Source organism: Herbiconiux moechotypicola (assembly GCF_024979255.1).
GTDB lineage: Bacteria > Actinomycetota > Actinomycetes > Actinomycetales > Microbacteriaceae > Herbiconiux > Herbiconiux moechotypicola.
The window spans coordinates 24,489-41,258 of the sequence record NZ_JANLCN010000011.1; the positions used below are offsets into that span (position 1 = coordinate 24,489).

Sequence of the window (16,770 nt, forward strand, 5' to 3'; positions counted from 1 at the left end):
GCTCGGTGGGGTGGGTTTCCGGCCTCCGCCTAAGGGTTGAGCGGAGCTCAAAGGCGGCGGAGGCCGGAAACCCACCCCACCGAGCTACTTCGGGTCAGCCCCGGAGGCCCAGCAGGGGGAGGAGTTGGGAGAGGTCTCGGTCGTCCATGACCAGGTCGGCATTCTCGCGGACCAGGGGTCGCGCGTGGAAGGCGACCGAGAGCGCAGCGACCTCCATCATGCGGAGGTCGTTGGCTCCGTCTCCGACCGCGATCGTGCGGGAGAGGGGGATGCCTTCGGCCGACGCCCATTCGAGTAGCGCATCCGCTTTGCTCTGGGGGTCGACGATGGGGCCGGACACCTCGCCGGTGAGGCGGCCGTCGCGGACGCCCAGGCGGTTGGCGCGCCAGTGGTCGAGGCCGAGGGATTCGGCGAGCGGGTCGAGCACTTCGTGGAAGCCGCCTGAGACGACGCCCACCATGCCGCCTGCGGCATGTATGGCTGCGATCATCTCAGGCACGCCCGTGGTGACCGTGATCTCGGCGCGGGCGCGCGCGAAGCAGTCGTCGGGGAGGCCTTCGAGGAGGGCGACGCGGGCGCGGAGGCTCTGGGCGAAGTCGAGTTCGCCGCGCATGGCGCGCTCGGTGACCTCGGCCACCTCGGCGTGGCAGCCGGCGTAGTCGCCGAGCATCTCGATCACCTCGTTCTCGATGAGGGTCGAATCGACATCGAGCACGACGAGAAGACTCATGGAACTACGCGAACTCCCTTACCCACCACCGTGATGCCGGAATCGGTGACCGTGAAGCCGCGCTCCCGGTCGCGCTCGAGGTCGACGCCCACCTGGGCACCGGCCGAGACCACCACGTTCTTGTCCAGGATAGCCCGCCGCACCACCGCATCCGGTTCGATCTGCACCCGGTCGAACAGCACCGACTGCTGCACGAGCGCCCCGGAGTCGACCGTCGTCCACGGGCCGACGACGCTGCCCTCCACGCGAGCACCCGAGATGAGGCAGCCGAGCGAGACGATCGACTCGACCGTCATGCCCGGGTTGCCCTTGCTGTCTCGCACGAACTTGGCCGGCGGGGAGTTCAGCGCCTGCGTGTAGATGGGCCAGCGCTCGTTGTAGAGGTTGAACACGGGCAGGGCGGCGATGAGGTCTTGGTGGGCGTCGTAGAACGAGTCGATGGTGCCCACGTCGCGCCAGTAGTAGCGGTCGCGATCGGTGGAGCCGGGCACGTCGTTGCGATTGAGGTCGTAGACTGCCGCGTTGTTCGAGGCCACGAAGTCGGGGATGATGTCTCCGCCCATGTCGTGGCTCGACTCGGGCCGCTCGCCGTCGCGGATGACCGCGTCGATGAGCTGGTCGGCGTCGAAGACGTAGTTGCCCATCGAGGCGAGCACCTCGTGCGGGGCGTCGGCCAGGCCCACCGCATCCTTCGGCTTCTCGAGGAACTCGGCGATGCGCGTGGGGTCGCCCGGCTCGGTCTGGATGACGCCGAACTGGTCGGAGAGTTCGATCGGCTGGCGGATGGCCGCGACGGTCGCCCCGGCGCCCGAGGCGATGTGGGCGTCGATCATCTGGCCGAAGTCCATGCGGTAGACGTGATCCGCGCCGACCACGACGACGATGTCGGGGTTCTCGTCGCGGATGAGGTTGAGCGACTGCAGGATGGCGTCGGCCGATCCGCTGAACCAGCGCTTGCCGAGGCGCTGCTGAGCCGGCACAGACGCGATGTAGGAGTTGAGCAGCCCGTTGAGATGCCAGGTCTGCGACACGTGGCGATCGAGCGAGTGTGACTTGTACTGGGTGAGCACCACGATCTGCTGCAGCCCGGAGTTCACGAGGTTGGACAGCGCGAAGTCGATGAGGCGGTAGCCGCCGCCGAAGGGCACACCCGGCTTCGCGCGATCGGCGGTGAGCGGCATGAGGCGCTTGCCCTCGCCTCCGGCGAGAACGATGCCGAAGATCTTCTTTGATGCTGCCATAGGCACAACACTAATGAGGTTTGGGCCCGCGCGTACTACGGTTCAAGCATGCGAGTCGACGTCATCACCAAGGAGTATCCGCCGGAGGTCTACGGGGGTGCCGGAGTGCATGTCGCGGAGCTCGTGAAGGGGCTGCGCGAGCACCTCGACGTGGCCGTGCGCTGCTTCGGCGCGCCGCGTGACGAGCCAGGCGTGTTCGCCTACCGCCCCCCGGTCGAGCTGGCGGGTGCGAACGCGAGCCTCAGCACCCTCGGTGTCGACCTGCAGATCGCCGAGGCGACCGCGGGAACCTCGCTGGTGCACTCCCACACCTGGTACGCCAACGCGGCCGGGCGGCTCTCCGCTCTGCTGCACGACGTTCCCCACGTCGTGACGGCGCACTCGCTCGAGCCCCTGCGGCCCTGGAAGGCCGAGCAGCTGGGCGGCGGATACCGCATCTCGTCGCAGATCGAGAGGGACGCGTTCGAGTCGGCCGACGCCGTGATCGCGGTCTCCGACGGCATGCGCCGCGACATCCTGCGCTCGTACCCCGCGCTCGACGAAGCGAAGGTCACCACGGTCTACAACGGCATCGACCTCGCGAAGTGGAAGCCGGTTCAGGATGCGTCGGTACTGGAACGCCTCGGCATCGACGCCTCCCGCCCCACCGTCGTCTTCGTCGGTCGCATCACCCGGCAGAAGGGCCTGCCCTACCTCCTGCGCGCGCTCGAGAAGCTGCCGGCCGAGGTGCAGGTCGTGCTCTGCGCCGGCGCCCCCGACACGCCCGCCATCCTCGAGGAAGTGAGCTCGGCGGTGCGTGCGCTGCAGGAGACCCGCACGGGCATCGTGTGGATCGAGGAGATCCTGCCGCAGCACGAGCTCTCGGCGGTGCTCACGGCGGCGACGGTGTTCGTATGCCCTTCCGTCTATGAACCGCTCGGCATCGTGAACCTCGAGGCCATGGCCTGCGGGCTGCCCGTGGTCGGCACCGCCACGGGCGGCATCCCCGAGGTCGTCGACGACGGCGTCACCGGTGTGCTGGTGCCGATCGAGCAGCTGCAGGACGGCACGGGCACGCCGACCGACCCGGATCGCTTCGTCTCCGATTTGGCCGCCGCGCTCATCCGGGTGCTCGCCGACCCCGAGGAAGCCGCGCGCATGGGGCGCGCCGGGCGGGCACGGGCCGAGGCCGAGTTCAGCTGGGGGAGGATCGCCGAGCAGACCGCGGGTATCTATCGGTCGCTCGTCCGGTAGCGCCCCGGCAGGCTGACAACCGTCGACGAGAGCGGATGCGCGGCGCGCCGACGGTGCAGGAGGGTCGTCGCGACTGACTAGGCTTAGAAGCATGCCCAGTGTGCTCGATCTCGAAGACGTTTCGGTTGTCCGCGATGGAACCACGATCCTCAGCGGGGTGCACTGGAAGGTCGACGGCGATCAGCGCTGGGTGGTGCTCGGGCCCAACGGCGCGGGCAAGACCACGCTGCTGCAGATCGCGGCGGCGATGAGCCACCCCTCGGGCGGTGCCGTGCAGGTGCTCGACGGGCGACTGGGCGAGGTCGACCTGTTCGAGCTGCGGCCGCGCGTGGGATTCGCCTCGAGCGCTATGGCGCGGCGCTTCCCGGCCAACGAGACGGTGCTGAACGTGGTGCTCACGGCGGCGTACTCGGTCACGGGACGGTGGAACGAGACGTACGAGGAGATCGACGAGCGGCGTGCCCAGCGCGTACTGGCCGAGTGGAAGCTCGACCATCTCGCCGACCGGCTGTTCGGCTCGCTGAGCGATGGCGAGCAGAAGCGGGTGCAGATCGCCCGCTCGGTCATGACCGACCCCGAGCTGCTGCTGCTCGACGAGCCCGCGGCCTCGCTCGACCTGGGTGCGCGCGAGGAGCTGCTCACCCTGCTCGGAGGCTATGCCTCGGCTCCCGAGGCCCCCGCGATCGTGATGGTGACGCATCACGTCGAGGAGATCCCCAAGGGTTTCACCCACGCGCTGCTGCTCGGCCGCGGCGGGGTCGTGGCCCAGGGACCGCTCGGTGAGGTGCTCACCGCCCAGAACCTCGAGACCACGTTCGGCCTGCCGATCTCGCTCACCGAGACCGACGGGCGTTTCACTGCTCGCGCAGCGTGACCCTTCTGCTAAGCTAGGTAGCTGGTTCGCCCGCCGCGACCGACGATTTTCGCCTTCGGACGCTCCGTTCGCCCGAAGACATCCATCCCGCCGAAGAATCAAGGACACACCCATGAAGACCGAGATCCACCCCACGTACGAAGCAGTCGTGTTCCGCGACCTCGCCTCGGGCGCGACCTTCCTCACCCGTTCGACCGTGTCGTCGTCGAAGACGATCGAGTGGGAGGACGGCAACACCTACCCCGTCATCGACGTCGAGATCTCGTCGGAGTCGCACCCGTTCTACACCGGCAAGCAGCGCATCCTCGACTCCGCCGGCCGCGTGGAGAAGTTCAAGAACCGCTACAAGGGCTTCGGCGGCTCGAAGTAACCTTCGCCCCACCGCCTCGAAGGGCCCCGCTGACTCCGGTCGGCGGGGCCCTTCGGCGTTCGGGTGCGCGCCGGTCGATCATGCCACGCCTGGACCACATCGACGCCACAAACGGCTCGGTCGTCGTGAGGAGTGGCGTTGTGAACGCGATCAGCGCCACGCGGGTGAGAAAGGCGCCGATCGGGTGAGGGGCCCCACGCGGGTGGCAGGGGGGCGCCATCCGGGCGGGAGGGGCCCCACGCGGGTGGCAGGGGGCGCCATCCGGGCGGGAGGGGCCCCACGCGGGCGGCAGGGGGCGCCATCCGGGCGGGAGGGGCGCCACGCGGGTGGGAGGATGGCGGGGTGAAGGGCGGGGCGGGGTATCGGGAGCGGTTGGAGGGTGTTCCGGAGGAGCGGTGGGGGAGCGTGCTCGCCGCCGAGTCGGGATTGCCCGGTCCGCGAGCTAATCTCGCGCTGGCGTCGGCCGCGGCCGAGCTCGCATCTCCGGCGCTGCGGGCGCGGTGGCGCGGGAGTGACGACGAGTTCGAGGCGCTGTGCGGCACGATCGCGCTGGGGTGGGACCTGCTCGGCGCGGTGCACCATGGCGCGGCGGGCGACGGTGAAGCGTCGGCCGCACCCGTCATCGGAGAGCTCGCCGGCGCGGTGCGCCACGACGCAGCGGGTGACGGGGAAGCAGGGGCCGCGCCGTTCATCTGGGAGCTGGTGCGTTCGGCGGGGGATGCGCGGTGGAGGGTGCGCGAGGGCGTGGCGATGGCGCTGCAGCACGTCGGAGACGTCGAGCCCGGACTGATGTGGCGGATCGCTGAGCAATGGACCACCCGCGCGACCGCGTTGATGAACGTCGCCAGGCTCGGTCTCGCGTCCGGCGAGGGCGACGCTGATGACGCCGATGCCCAGCACGTGCTCGCCTCGGGGATGCTGCTCCTCCGGGCCGTGGTGGCGGCGATCGCCGAACCGAGGCTTGTACGCGACCGGGAGTCGGCGCTGCGCGGGCAGGCACTCCTTGAGGCCGCGATGACCGCGATCACCCGCCCCGGAGACGGCTGTGAAGCGCCAAGCGCCCCTACGGCCGAGCTCCGGGAGGCGAGGCGGGTGCTGCGCCAGACGCTCGGCTACGGCTGGAGTGTGCTGGCGGTGGGGACGCCCGACGAAGCCTTCGACACGCTCGACCGGTGGGCCGAGGCGGGCGATGCGGATGCGCGCTGGATCGTGGCGCAGAACTGCCGGAAAGCCCGCCTCCGCCGCCTCGATCCGGCGCGGGCCGACGCGCTCAGGAAGCGCTGCGAGCCCCCGAGCCCGCCGGCACCTCCGGCCACCCCCGCCGTGCCGTGAACCCGGGGTCGCGCACGCGGCGCATGTAGTCTTCGAAGTCGGCGCACTGCGCCTCGTGCCACGCGGCCTGCGCGTCGTGCAGCTCCGCCGCCGAGTCGGGCAGCACCGCGCCGTGCCGCAACCCGAGAGCCTGCGCCACGCGCCCCGCCGCGATGGCGTCGGCCCCGGCGTCGTGCGCCGCGGTGAGCTCCACGCCGTACACCTCGGCCGTGGCCTCGAGTGTGCGCTTGCCCTTGCGGTAGCGGTCGACCTGCTTGTCGATCACGAGCGGATCGATCACCGGCCCGGGCTCGACCAGCGGTTCGACGCCGTGCCGCACCGCCTCACGAGCGAGCAGGGTGAAGTCGTAGGGCGCGTTGTACACCACGATCGCGTAGCCGTCTTCGAGGGCGGCGCGCAGCTCGGCCACCACCTCGCCCACCACCTCGGCCGCCGGTCGCCCCTCGGCGCGCGCACGCGCAGTCGCGACCCCGTGCACCGCGGTGGCCTGCACCGGGATCTCGACCCCGGGGTCGGCCAGCCAGTCACGCCGCCGCACCACCGCGCCGGCAGCATCGAGACGGCTGACGTTGGCGGTGACCACCCGGCTGGTCTCCACGTCGATGCCCGTGGTCTCGAGGTCGAACACCGCGAGTCGGCCGGCCCAGGTCGGCAGTGGGCTGAGCAGCACCTCGGCCGTCTCGAACAGCGCCGGCTGCGGGCCGGGACGGTCGACGACCGCGGGAGCGGTGCGGGCCGGAGCGGCGGGCTCGGCCGGGAGATCGAAGAGGGGGACGTCGATGCTCGGCATCTAGCCAGTCTGGTCGGCACCCCCGACATCACCCGGCACCGACACGCCCGCCCCTGGCACACCCGGCACCGACACGCCCTCCGGCAGCGGCGCCACGTGCAGCCAGTAGAACGTCTGCGTGCCGAACGTGAGCGTCAGCCGCCCCTCGGCGTCGAACGCCGGGAACTCCGCGTGCCCGAACAGGTCGAACACCCGCCGCCCGGCGAACTGCGGCGCCGTGATGGTGGTCGACACCGGGTTGTGCGCGAAGTTGAATGCGCACAGCACGTCTTCGGGCCCGTCGCCGAAGTAGTCGCCCGCGCCCTCGTACGAGCGCACGAACGCCAGCACCGACTCGTGATCGGTCGGCAGCACCTCCATGGTGCCGAGCCCGAAAGTGGGATGCGCCTTCCTCACGTGGATGACGTTGCGCACCCAGTGCAGCAGCGAGCGCGACTGCGCCAGCTGCGACTCCACGTTCACCAGCGAGTAGTTGTAGACCAGCGACTGCACCACGGGCAGGAAGAGCTTTCCCGGGTCGGCCGTCGAGAATCCGGCGTTGCGGTCAGGCGTCCACTGCATCGGTGTGCGCGAGGAGTCGCGGTCGGGCAGCCAGATGTTGTCGCCCATGCCGATCTCGTCGCCGTAGTAGAGGAACGGCGATCCTGGCAGGGCGAACAGCAGCGCGTGCACGAGCTCGAGCTCGGCCCGGGAGTTGTCGAGCAGCGGAGCGAGCCGGCGCCGGATGCCGATGTTCGAGCGCATCCGCGGATCGTAGGCGTACCAACCGTACATCGCCTGCCGGTACTCCTCCGACACCATCTCGAGCGTGAGCTCGTCGTGATTGCGCAGGAAGACTCCCCACGCCGCGCCCGACGGGATGGCGGTGGTCTCCGACAGCACCCGGATGAGCTCGTCGGCCTTCTGCGACCGCAGCGAGTAGTAGATGCGCGGCATCACCGGGAAGTCGAACGCCATGTGGCACTCCGGCTCCTCCTCGGTGCCGAAGAACGCGGCCACCTCGCGCGGCCACTGATTGGCCTCGGCCACGAGCATCCGGCCCGGGTACTCGCTGTCCATCATCGCCCGCAGCGCCACGATGAACTCGTGCGTCTTCGGCTCGCCCTCGCCGTTGCCCTCGTCGCTCTCGTAGAGGTAGGGGATGGCGTCGAGCCGGATGCCGTCGACGCCCATGTCGAGCCAGAACCGCACCGTGTCGAAGATGGCCTCGTGCACCGCGGGGTTCTCGAAGTTGAGGTCGGGCTGGTGCGAGAAGAATCGGTGCCAGAAGAACTGCCGTCGCACCGGGTCGAAGGTCCAGTTGGAGTCTTCGGTGTCGACGAAGATGATGCGGATGTTCTCGTACTTCTCGTCGGTGTCGCTCCACACGTAGAAGTCGCCGAACGGGCCGTCCGGGTCTTCGCGCGACTGCAGGAACCACTCGTGCTGGTCGGAGGTGTGGTTGAGCGGGAAGTCGATGAGGATGCGCATGTTGCGCTCGTGCGCCTTCGTCACGAGCTCGCGGAACTCCTCGACCGTGCCGTAGTCGGGCAGCACCGCCTTGAAGTCGGAGACGTCGTACCCGCCGTCGCGCATGGGCGACTGGTAGAACGGCGGCAGCCAGAGCGCGTCGATGCCGAGCCACTGCAGGTAGTCGAGCTTGGAGATGAGCCCGGCGATGTCGCCGAAGCCGTCGCCGTTGGAGTCGACGAAGGAGCGGATCATCACCTCGTAGAACACCGAGCGCTTGTACCACTGGGTGTCGAGCGTGAGTCCGGGCAGCTGGATGGGGGCGGTGAAGCTCACGGGCATCCCTTCGGCAGGTCGTTGCACTCGAGGACTCACGCTAGTCCACCAGGGCCGCACCGCAACCGGCGTCTAAGCTGGAACGGATGACCGTCGCCTCGCCCTATGCCGTCGAACTCGCCCGGATACCCGTCACCGAACGGGTCGCGGAGGTGGCGGGTGCCACCACCCGCATCTGGGAGTACGGCGCGGCAGGCACCGACGCCGGCTCCCGCACGGCTGCCGACACCGTGATCGTGGTGGTGCACGGCTTCCGCGGCGACCACCACGGCCTCGAACCCGTGATCGCTCACCTCGGGGCCGCGGGCAGGCGCATCGTCGCCCCCGACCTGCCCGGTTTCGGCGAGTCGGGCCCCCTGCCGCGCGAACACGACCTGGCCGGCTACGTGGGCTGGCTGGATGCGCTGGTGCCGTTGGTGAAGGCGGAGTCACCCACGGCGCAGGTGGTGCTGGTGGGGCACTCCTTCGGCTCCATCGTCGTCTCGGCCGCCGCCGCCGGTGCGACCGGACTCGAGCCGCCCGCCGCCGATTCGATCGTGCTCATCAACCCCATCGCCGCGCCCGCGCTCAGCGGGCCGCGAGGCGTGCTCACCAAGCTCGCCATCGGCTATTACCGCGTCGCCGCCGCCCTGCCCGAGCGCCTCGGCTTCGCGGTGCTGCGGAGCGCCCTGGTGGTGCGCGTCATCAGCGTGTCGATGGCCAAGACCCACGACCGCGAGCTGCGCCGCTGGATCCACGACCAGCACGACCGCTACTTCAGCGCGTTCACGAACCGCTCGGTGGTGCTCGACGCGTTCCGGGCCTCGGTGAGCCACGACGTGAGCGAGTTCGGCCCGGCCATCGCCACGCCGACGCTCCTCGTGGCCGCCGACCGCGACGACATCACGCCGATCGAGGCCCAGCACGCACTGCAGGCGGCGATGCCCGCCGCCGAACTGGTGGTGCTCGACGAGGTGGGCCACCTCATCCACTACGAAAGGCCCTGCGAGGCCGCCGCCGCCATCGAGCTCTTCCTGGGCGAGCGGCCCAGAATCGCCGACGGCGCGACCGAGGGCACCACGACCGCATGAGACTCGCCCTCGACTGCCGCTACACCCGCATCGCCCGGCACGACGGCATCAGCCGCTACACCGCGGGCATCGCTGGGGCCCTGAAGGCGCTCTCCGACCGGGGCGAACTGCTCGACGACGCCGGCGAGCCGATCGAACTGCTCATGCTCATCAGCGACGAGCGCCAGCTCGCCATGCTCCCCGAGCTGCCCTGGCGCCTGGTGTCAGGCCCCACCAGCCCGCTCGAGCCCCTCGTCGCCCTCCAGGTCGACCGCGCGCATCCCGACGCCGTGTTCAGCCCCATGCAGACCATGGGCACCTTGGGCCGCCGCTACCGGCTGGCCCTCACCGTGCACGACCTCATCTACTACTCCAACCCCACCCCGCCGCACGACCTGCCGGCCTTCGTGCGGGTGCTGTGGCGGCTGTACCACCTCGCCTGGTGGCCGCAGCGGATGCTGCTCAACCGGGCCGACGCCGTGGTCACGGTCTCGCACACGACCGAGCAGCTCATCGAGCAGCACCATCTCACCAAGCGGCCCGTCGTGGTGGCCCGCAACGCGGCCGATCTGCCCGGGCGGGACGTCGCCGACGCGGCCGCCGCCGATGCCGCGCGCCGCGCATCCGCCCGCTCACTGCTCTACATGGGCTCGTTCATGCCCTACAAGAACGTGGAGACCCTCGTGCGGGCCACGGCCGCGCTGCCCGGCTACACGCTGCACCTGCTCAGCCGGTCGACGGATGCGGACAAGGCGCGGTTGAGGGCGGCGGCCCCGGACGCACGGCTGGTGTTCCACGACGGGGTGAGCGACGAGCGCTATCAGGAGCTGCTCGGCGAGGCCACGGCGCTCGTGACGGCGTCGCTCGACGAGGGTTTCGGCATCCCGCTGGTGGAGTCGATGGGGGCGGGCACACCGGTGGTCGTGAGCGACATCCCGGTGTTCCGGGAGATCGGGGGAGAGGCCGCTCTGCTCGCGCCGGCTCGCGACCCCGACGCCTTCGCGGCCGCGGTGCGCACGCTCGAAGACCCCGGCACCTGGGCGGAGCGCTCCCGCGTCTCGCGCACCCAGGCCGAGACGTTCAGCTGGGAAGCGTCAGCTCGATCGCTAGCGGCGCTCGTCGGCGGATGGCGGGGTCGATCGCCTCGCCGTTGAACTCGGAGAGCGAGAGGTGCCCGTCGTCGATGACGAAGTCGTGCGCCGAGCCGTTGGGGATGAACTGACCCTGGCCGGGGAGCGCCTTGTCGGTGACGTAGCGGATGAGCGAGCCGATCACGCCGCCGTGCGACACGACGATGAGCGACTCTCCCGGGTGCTCCTCGGCGAGCAGTTCGAGTGCGGGGAGCACGCGCGCCACCACGTGACGGCGGCGCTCACGGCCGGGCACCGGGGCGAGCGGGTCGGGGAAGCGGGCGCGCAGCTCCTCGGCGTTGAGGCCCTCCACCTCGCCGTAGCTGCGCTCCGCGATGGCGGGAACCAGCTCGACGTCGTCGAATCCCACGATCGAGGCGATGATCTCCGCCGTCTCGCGGGCCCGGCTGAGCGGGCTCGCGACGATGCCGTTCCAGGTGGCCTCCGCGCGCTGGCGTTCGGCGAGCAGGAGCCCGGTCTCCCTCGCCTGCTCGCGGCCGGTGTCGTTGAGCGGAACATCGGTGGTGCCCTGGATGCGCTTCTCGAAGTTCCAGTCGGTCTGCCCGTGCCTGACGAAGGTGAAGGTAGTCATCGCCACCCATCCTAAGCGGCGGGCGGCGCTCCCGAACGAGCCCTCAGGAGAGCAGCATCCCGGCGAGGGCGGTGAGGGTCTCGGTGGTGCCCGCGTCGATCTTGATGGTGGCCCGCCCGTCGCCCTTGGTCACCCCTCGGTTCACGATGACGATGGGGAGCTTCCGCCGGCGGGCGAGCTCCAGCAGACGGATGCCCGAGTTGACCACGAGCGACGAGCCCGCGATGACGAGGGCATCGGCCGTCGTGACCATCGCCGAGGCCTCGGCGAACTTCTCGGTGGGCACGAACTCGCCGAAGAACACCACGTCGGGCTTGAGCGTGCCGCCGCAGACGGTGCACTCGGGCACCACGAAGGCCTCGTACTCGGCCACGTCGGCGTCGCCGTCGGGCGCCAGGCGCACGAGGTCGGGTTCGCTGAGGCCGGGGTTCGCCTCGACGATCCGCTGCGCGACGCTCGCGCGGGCGAAGGTCTGACCGCACCGCAGGCAGTTCACCCGGTCCATCGAACCGTGCAGGTCGACCAGGTGGCGGCTGCCGGCGCGCGCGTGCAGGCCGTCGACGTTCTGGGTGACGACGCCGGTCACCACGCCGGCGTCTTCGAGCTCGGCGAGCACTCGATGGCCCTCGTTGGGCTGCGCGGCGTCGAACAGTGTCCACCCGAGGTGACTGCCGGCCCAGTACCGCTTGCGGTAGTTCTCGCTGGAGAGGAACTGGTCGAAGGTCATGGGGTTGCGCTTCGGCGCGCCCGCACCGCGGTAGTCGGGGATGCCCGAGTCGGTGCTGACTCCGGCACCCGTGAGCACCACGAACGCCTTGCCGGCAAGCACCTCGACGGCCTGTTCGATCGCGGGAGAGGTGGCCACACCGGGGACCGACGACACGAGCGGGATCATGACACCTCCTCGGCGGCGCGGTGCTGCCGCCTGATGCGAGTCTAGGCCGCGAAGTTTTCGGGGATGTTTCGAAGCTGGCAGAGTTACGTGTGGATTCGCCGACGGCGGAAGGAGACTGCCGTGCCCGTGATCGAGATCGAGACGCTCGAGCATCCGCTGCTGGCCGACTACGCCGGGCTCACCGACGTGGCGATGCGGCGACTGCTCGAACCCGCCGGCGGGCTCTACCTCGCCGAGTCGAGCAAGGTGATCGCCCGCGCGGTGGCCGCCGGGCACCGCCCGCGCTCGGTGCTGCTGCAGCGCAAGTGGCTGCCCGAGCTGGAGTGGATCGCGGAACGCTTTCCCGAGGTGCCCGTGTTCGTCGCCTCCGACACGCTGCTCGAGGAGCTCACCGGCTTCGCCATGCACCGGGGCGCGCTCGCGTCGATGCACCGGCCCGAGCTCCCGGATGCGGCCGAGCTGCTCCGGTCGGCCCGAACCGTCGTGGTGCTCGACGACATCGTCGACCACACCAACGTGGGCGCCGCGTTCCGGTCGGCCGCCGGTCTCGGCGCCGACGCCGTGCTCATCAGCCCGCGCTGCGCGGATCCCCTCTACCGTCGCAGCGTGCGGGTGAGCATGGGCACGGTGCTGCAGGTGCCGTGGACGCGCATCGGGGAGTGGCGCCAGGCCGGGCCGCTGCTGCACGAGGCCGGGTTCACCATCGCCGCGCTCGCACTCGACGAGCACTCGGTGCCGCTGCCCGAGTTCGCGGCGTCGGCGCCCGAGCGCGTGGCAGTGGTGATGGGCACCGAGGGCGACGGACTGGGGCGCAAGGCCCTCGCGGCGGCCGACGTGCGGGTGGAGATCCCGATGCTGCACGGGGTCGACTCGCTGAACGTCGCGGCGGCCAGTGCCGTGGCGCTCTACGCGCTTCTCACCGCGCGTCGCCCCTGACCACTATGCTTCCTCTACCGAACCAAGGGAGGCCCGATCGTGAGCGACAAGAGCACCGTGCCCACGGCGGAGCCGTCGACGGCCACGGGCGGCAAGGGACTGGCCGCCGGCAAGCTGGGCCTGGTCGGTTCGACGGTCATCGGGCTCGCCTCCACCGCGCCCGTCTACTCGCTCGCGGCGACCGTGGGGTTCGTGGTGCTGGCGGTGGGGGCGCAGGCGCCGATCGCGATGATCCTCGCCTTCATCCCGATGTTCCTCACGGCCTACGCCTACCGTGAGCTGAATCGCGCCGTGCCCGACTGCGGCACGGCCTTCACCTGGGTGACGAAGGCGTTCGGCCCGTGGACCGGGTGGCTGGCCGGCTGGGGCGTGGCGGTGGCCGGCATCATCGTGCTGGCGAACCTCGCCCAGATCGGCAGCAAGTACCTGTGGCTGCTCACGAACAACCCCGACCTCTACGAGAACGTGCCGCTGGTCACCGCCACCGGCGTGGTGTTCATCGGCGTGATGACCTTCGTGAGCGTGCGGGGGCTCGAGATCGGGGAGCGCCTGCAGAACGTGCTGCTCGGCATCCAGTACCTGGCGCTCATCCTGTTCGTGGGTATCGCGCTCTGGAACGTGTTCGCCGGCACCGCCCCGGCCGGCTCCACCTCGCCGCAGCTCGACTGGTTCAACCCGTTCGCGTTCACCTCGCTCTCGGGCTTCACCGAGGCCATCCTGCTGTGCCTGTTCATCTACTGGGGCTGGGACACCTGCCTCGCGCTCAACGAGGAGACGAAAGACCCGCAGCGCATCCCGGGGCGCGCCGCGGTGCTCTCCACGGTCATCCTGCTGGTCACCTACGTCTCGGTCACCGTCGCGGCCATGGCGTTCGCCGGGCTCGGCACGAGCGGCCTGGGTCTCGGCAACGCCGACAACGCCGAGGACGTGTTCTTCGCCCTCAAAGACGCCGTGTTCGGCCCCTGGGCATGGCTGCTCGTGGTGGCGGTGTGCGTCTCGGCCATCTCGTCGACGCAAACCACCATCCTCCCCACGGCCCGCGGCACCCTTGCCATGTCGACCTACAAGGCGCTGCCGGAGGCTTTCGGGCGCATCAACCCGAAGTTCCGCACGCCGCGGTTCGCCACAGTGTTCATGAGCGTGGTGGCGGTGGCGTTCTACGTGGGCATGACGCTCGTGAGCGAGAACGTGCTCTCCGACACGATCCTCTCGATCGGCCTGGCCATCGCGTTCTACTACTCGCTCACGAGCTTCGCGTGCGTGTGGTACTTCCGCAAGGAGATCTTCACCACGCCGCGCAACTTCCTCTTCAAGGGGCTGTTCCCGCTCATCGGCGGCCTCATGCTGACCGCCGCGTTCATCCAGTCGGCCGTCGACATGTACGACCCCGACTACGGCTACACGGTCATCTTCGGCATCGGGGGTGTGTTCGTGATCGGCATCGGGTCGCTCGCGCTGGGCGCGGTGCTCATGGTGATCTGGGCGTTCTTCCCGCGCGCGAAGCCCTTCTTCCGCGGCCAGAGCCTCAACCGCGAGACCGCCGTGCTCGTGCCCGAAGACGAACACCCGGTGCCGCGCTCGGTCGACGGCGGGTTGATGTAGCCCCACGGCGGCGGTTGCGCGGCGCCGGATGCGCGCAGCGGTCGCCCAGCATCCGCTCGCCTAGGATGGGCGGGTGACCCGACGCCACAGCCCCGCCGTGTACCGGCGACGGCGGATCGCCGTGGGGGCGCTCCTGCTCGTGCTGGTGATGACGGCGACCTACTTCCCGGTCGCCCTGCTGGCCCCGGTACCCGCCGCGGCGGCGGAGCTGACGGCTTCGGAGCCGCTCATCACCCCGGCGACCGCCCTCTCGACCCCGGCGCAGGGCACCAGCGCCATCGCGCTGCCCGGAGAGGGCGACGATCCCGCCGGACTCGTGCTCGGCGCGAGCGGCAGCACCGACCCGGTGCCGATCGCGAGCATCACGAAGACCGTCACCGCGCTCGTCGTGCTCGACGCCATGCCCATCACCGACGGCGGCCAGGGCCCCGATCTCACCATGACCGATCAGGACGCCGCCTTCCTGGCGCAGACGATCGCGGTGGGCGGGTCGTGGGCCTCGGTGTACCCCGGCCAGGTGCTCAGCGAGCGTCAGGTGATCGAGATCATGATGCTCGAGTCGGCCAACAACTACAGCCTCACCCTCACCACCTGGGCCTTCGGTTCGGTGGAGGCCTACCTGGCCGCGGCGACGACCTGGCTCGCCGATCGGGGGCTCACGGGCACCACCGTGGTGGACACCTCGGGACTCGACCCCGGCTCCCGCAGCACCGCTCACGACCTGCTCGTGCTCGGGGCCCTCGCCACGGCCGACCCGGTGCTGGGGGCGATCGTGGCCACCGCCTCCGACACCCTCCCGCAGCTGGGTCAGATCGACAACACCAACGACCTGCTCGGCACCGCCGGCATCGACGGGGTGAAGACCGGAACCACCGACGAGGCCGGCTACTGCCTGCTCTTCGCCGCCGAGGTCGCCGCGGGCGACCGCCTCGTGCAGGTGGTCGGCGTGGTGCTCGGTGCGCCGACGGAGCAGGCACTGCAGGCGTCGGTGCTGGCGCTGCTGCAGTCGGCGGCGGGCGGGTTCCAGACCGTGCAGCTCGCCACCGCGGGCGAGGTGCTCGGCAGCTACACCACCGCGTGGGGCGACACGGCCGACATCGTGGCGGCAGAAGACGTGCGCGCGACGGTGTGGTCTGCGGTGGAGGCGACCCGCTCGGTCGACGCGGAGGCGCTGGAGTCGGGCGCATCCGGAACCGAGGTGGGCACGGCGCGCTTCACGGTGACCGGGGTGTCGCTCGACGGGCCTGAGCTGACCGTGCCGGTCGAGCTCGGCGACGCGCTCGACGGCGCCGACGCGGGCTGGCGGCTGGCCAACCCGGGACGGCTATTCGGCTGAGCCCTCCTGCGCCTGGGCGGGTGTCGCGAACACGGGCTCGGCGAGCGGGCGCTTGGGCGTGATGCCGTCGCCGCTCGAGCGATGGGTGATGCGCCGCAGCACCCAGGGCACGAGGTGCACCCGCGCCCACACGAGGTCTTCGGCGCGCGCCTGGCGCCAGCTGCGATCGGGCAGCGGCTCGGGCTCGCCCGGCTGCAGGTCGTTGTCGACGTTGAGGGCGCGCAGCACCATGCGGGCGATCTCGTGGTGGCCGAGGGAGTTGGGGTGCAGGCGATCGTCGGCCCACATGCGCGGGTCTTGGATCTCCTTGAGACCCCACTGGTCGGCCACGATGCAGTCGTAGCGGTCGGCGATGACCCGCAGGTTCTCGTTGTAGATCGCGACCTTGCCGCGAATGCCGCGGAACACCGGCGTGAACGAGGTGTCGACGCCCGTGAAGATGACCACGGTGGCGTCGTCGCGGCGGAGGCGGCGGATGCCCACCTCGAAGCGGGCGGCGATGTCGTCGGGGTCGGTGCCCGGGCGGATGACGTCGTTGCCGCCGGCTGAGATGGTGATGAGGTCGGGCTGCAGCTCGAGCGCCGGCTCGACCTGCTCGTCGAGGATCTGCTGCAGGAGCCGACCGCGGATGGCGAGGTTGGCATACGAGAACTCGCCGTCGGCGGTGGTGGCGAGCACCTCGGCGACCCGGTCGGCCCAGCCGCGGTGACCTCCGGGGCTGGCGGGCTCGGCGTCGCCGATGCCCTCGGTGAACGAGTCGCCCAGGGCGACGTAGCGACGCCACGGATGGGGCTGTGACATGCGATGGAACTCCTCTCACGCGCCCCTCCAGCGTAGCTCCGCCCGGTTCGGCGGTGTCATCGGCGGGGGGTATC

Annotated in this window: 16 protein-coding genes; 9 read left to right on the forward strand and 7 right to left on the reverse strand. The window is 70.4% G+C overall.

What is annotated here, in order from left to right; translation table 11 throughout:
- Positions 1–94 precede the first annotated feature (94 nt).
- Positions 95–730: a phosphoserine phosphatase SerB gene (serB, locus tag N1031_RS16005; RefSeq protein WP_259480747.1), complete on the reverse strand. Its 636-nt coding sequence runs from the start codon at positions 728–730 to the stop codon at positions 95–97.
- Complete coding sequence (locus N1031_RS16010) at positions 727–1,971, reverse strand: glucose-1-phosphate adenylyltransferase (protein WP_259480748.1); 1,245 nt, start codon at positions 1,969–1,971, stop codon at positions 727–729. Before N1031_RS16010 ends, serB begins: the two co-directional genes overlap by 4 nt.
- Before the next feature lie 48 nt (positions 1,972–2,019).
- On the opposite strand from N1031_RS16010, the gene glgA reads away from it, so the two are divergent.
- From glgA to N1031_RS16030, 4 genes are all read left to right on the forward strand, one after another.
- Positions 2,020–3,204, forward strand: coding sequence for a glycogen synthase (gene glgA, locus N1031_RS16015; RefSeq protein ID WP_259480749.1), 1,185 nt, complete (start codon positions 2,020–2,022; stop codon positions 3,202–3,204).
- A 91-nt stretch (positions 3,205–3,295) separates the two neighbouring features.
- On the forward strand, positions 3,296–4,078 hold the full coding sequence (locus tag N1031_RS16020; RefSeq protein WP_259480750.1) for an ABC transporter ATP-binding protein: 783 nt from the start codon (positions 3,296–3,298) through the stop codon (positions 4,076–4,078).
- 112 nt (positions 4,079–4,190) lie between these two features.
- A complete protein-coding gene (locus N1031_RS16025; RefSeq protein ID WP_259480751.1) occupies positions 4,191–4,448 on the forward strand; it encodes a type B 50S ribosomal protein L31 in 258 nt (85 codons plus the stop codon).
- A 342-nt stretch (positions 4,449–4,790) separates the two neighbouring features.
- A complete protein-coding gene (locus tag N1031_RS16030) occupies positions 4,791–5,780 on the forward strand; it encodes a hypothetical protein (RefSeq protein WP_259480752.1) in 990 nt (329 codons plus the stop codon).
- Here N1031_RS16030 and N1031_RS16035 read toward each other — a convergent pair.
- Positions 5,719–6,570, reverse strand: coding sequence for an exonuclease domain-containing protein (locus tag N1031_RS16035; protein ID WP_259480753.1), 852 nt, complete (start codon positions 6,568–6,570; stop codon positions 5,719–5,721). The two genes, N1031_RS16030 and N1031_RS16035, sit on opposite strands and share 62 nt — an antisense overlap.
- Positions 6,571–8,361 (reverse strand): maltose alpha-D-glucosyltransferase, encoded by a 1,791-nt coding sequence (gene treS, locus N1031_RS16040; protein WP_375163644.1) that lies wholly within the window; start codon positions 8,359–8,361, stop codon positions 6,571–6,573. It abuts the gene before it with no gap.
- Positions 8,362–8,441: 80 nt separating this feature from the next.
- On the opposite strand from treS, the gene N1031_RS16045 reads away from it, so the two are divergent.
- Positions 8,442–9,425 carry an alpha/beta fold hydrolase gene (locus tag N1031_RS16045; protein ID WP_259480756.1) on the forward strand — a complete coding sequence of 328 codons (984 nt, stop codon included), beginning with the start codon at positions 8,442–8,444 and terminating at the stop codon, positions 9,423–9,425.
- A complete protein-coding gene (locus tag N1031_RS16050) occupies positions 9,422–10,558 on the forward strand; it encodes a glycosyltransferase family 4 protein (RefSeq protein WP_259480757.1) in 1,137 nt (378 codons plus the stop codon). The genes N1031_RS16045 and N1031_RS16050 overlap by 4 nt, the downstream gene beginning before the upstream one ends.
- Here the strand turns inward: N1031_RS16050 and N1031_RS16055 are convergent.
- Complete coding sequence (locus N1031_RS16055) at positions 10,485–11,126, reverse strand: histidine phosphatase family protein (protein WP_259480758.1); 642 nt, start codon at positions 11,124–11,126, stop codon at positions 10,485–10,487. The genes N1031_RS16050 and N1031_RS16055 overlap by 74 nt on opposite strands.
- Positions 11,127–11,169: 43 nt before the next feature.
- Positions 11,170–12,021, reverse strand: coding sequence for a Sir2 family NAD-dependent protein deacetylase (locus N1031_RS16060; RefSeq protein WP_259480759.1), 852 nt, complete (start codon positions 12,019–12,021; stop codon positions 11,170–11,172).
- A 120-nt stretch (positions 12,022–12,141) separates the two neighbouring features.
- On the opposite strand from N1031_RS16060, the gene N1031_RS16065 reads away from it, so the two are divergent.
- The 3 genes from N1031_RS16065 (at position 12,142) to N1031_RS16075 (ending at position 15,895) form a co-directional block, all read left to right on the forward strand.
- Entirely contained in the window at positions 12,142–12,957 is an 816-nt protein-coding gene (locus tag N1031_RS16065) for a TrmH family RNA methyltransferase (protein ID WP_259480760.1), read from the forward strand.
- Positions 12,958–12,996: 39 nt separating this feature from the next.
- A complete protein-coding gene (locus N1031_RS16070; RefSeq protein WP_259480761.1) occupies positions 12,997–14,559 on the forward strand; it encodes an APC family permease in 1,563 nt (520 codons plus the stop codon).
- 73 nt (positions 14,560–14,632) lie between these two features.
- Entirely contained in the window at positions 14,633–15,895 is a 1,263-nt protein-coding gene (locus N1031_RS16075; protein WP_259480762.1) for a D-alanyl-D-alanine carboxypeptidase family protein, read from the forward strand.
- On the opposite strand, the gene N1031_RS16080 is transcribed toward N1031_RS16075, so the two are convergent.
- Positions 15,884–16,696, reverse strand: a complete 813-nt coding sequence (locus N1031_RS16080) for an SGNH/GDSL hydrolase family protein (protein WP_259480763.1) — start codon at positions 16,694–16,696, stop codon at positions 15,884–15,886. The genes N1031_RS16075 and N1031_RS16080 overlap by 12 nt on opposite strands.
- Positions 16,697–16,770 lie beyond the last annotated feature (74 nt).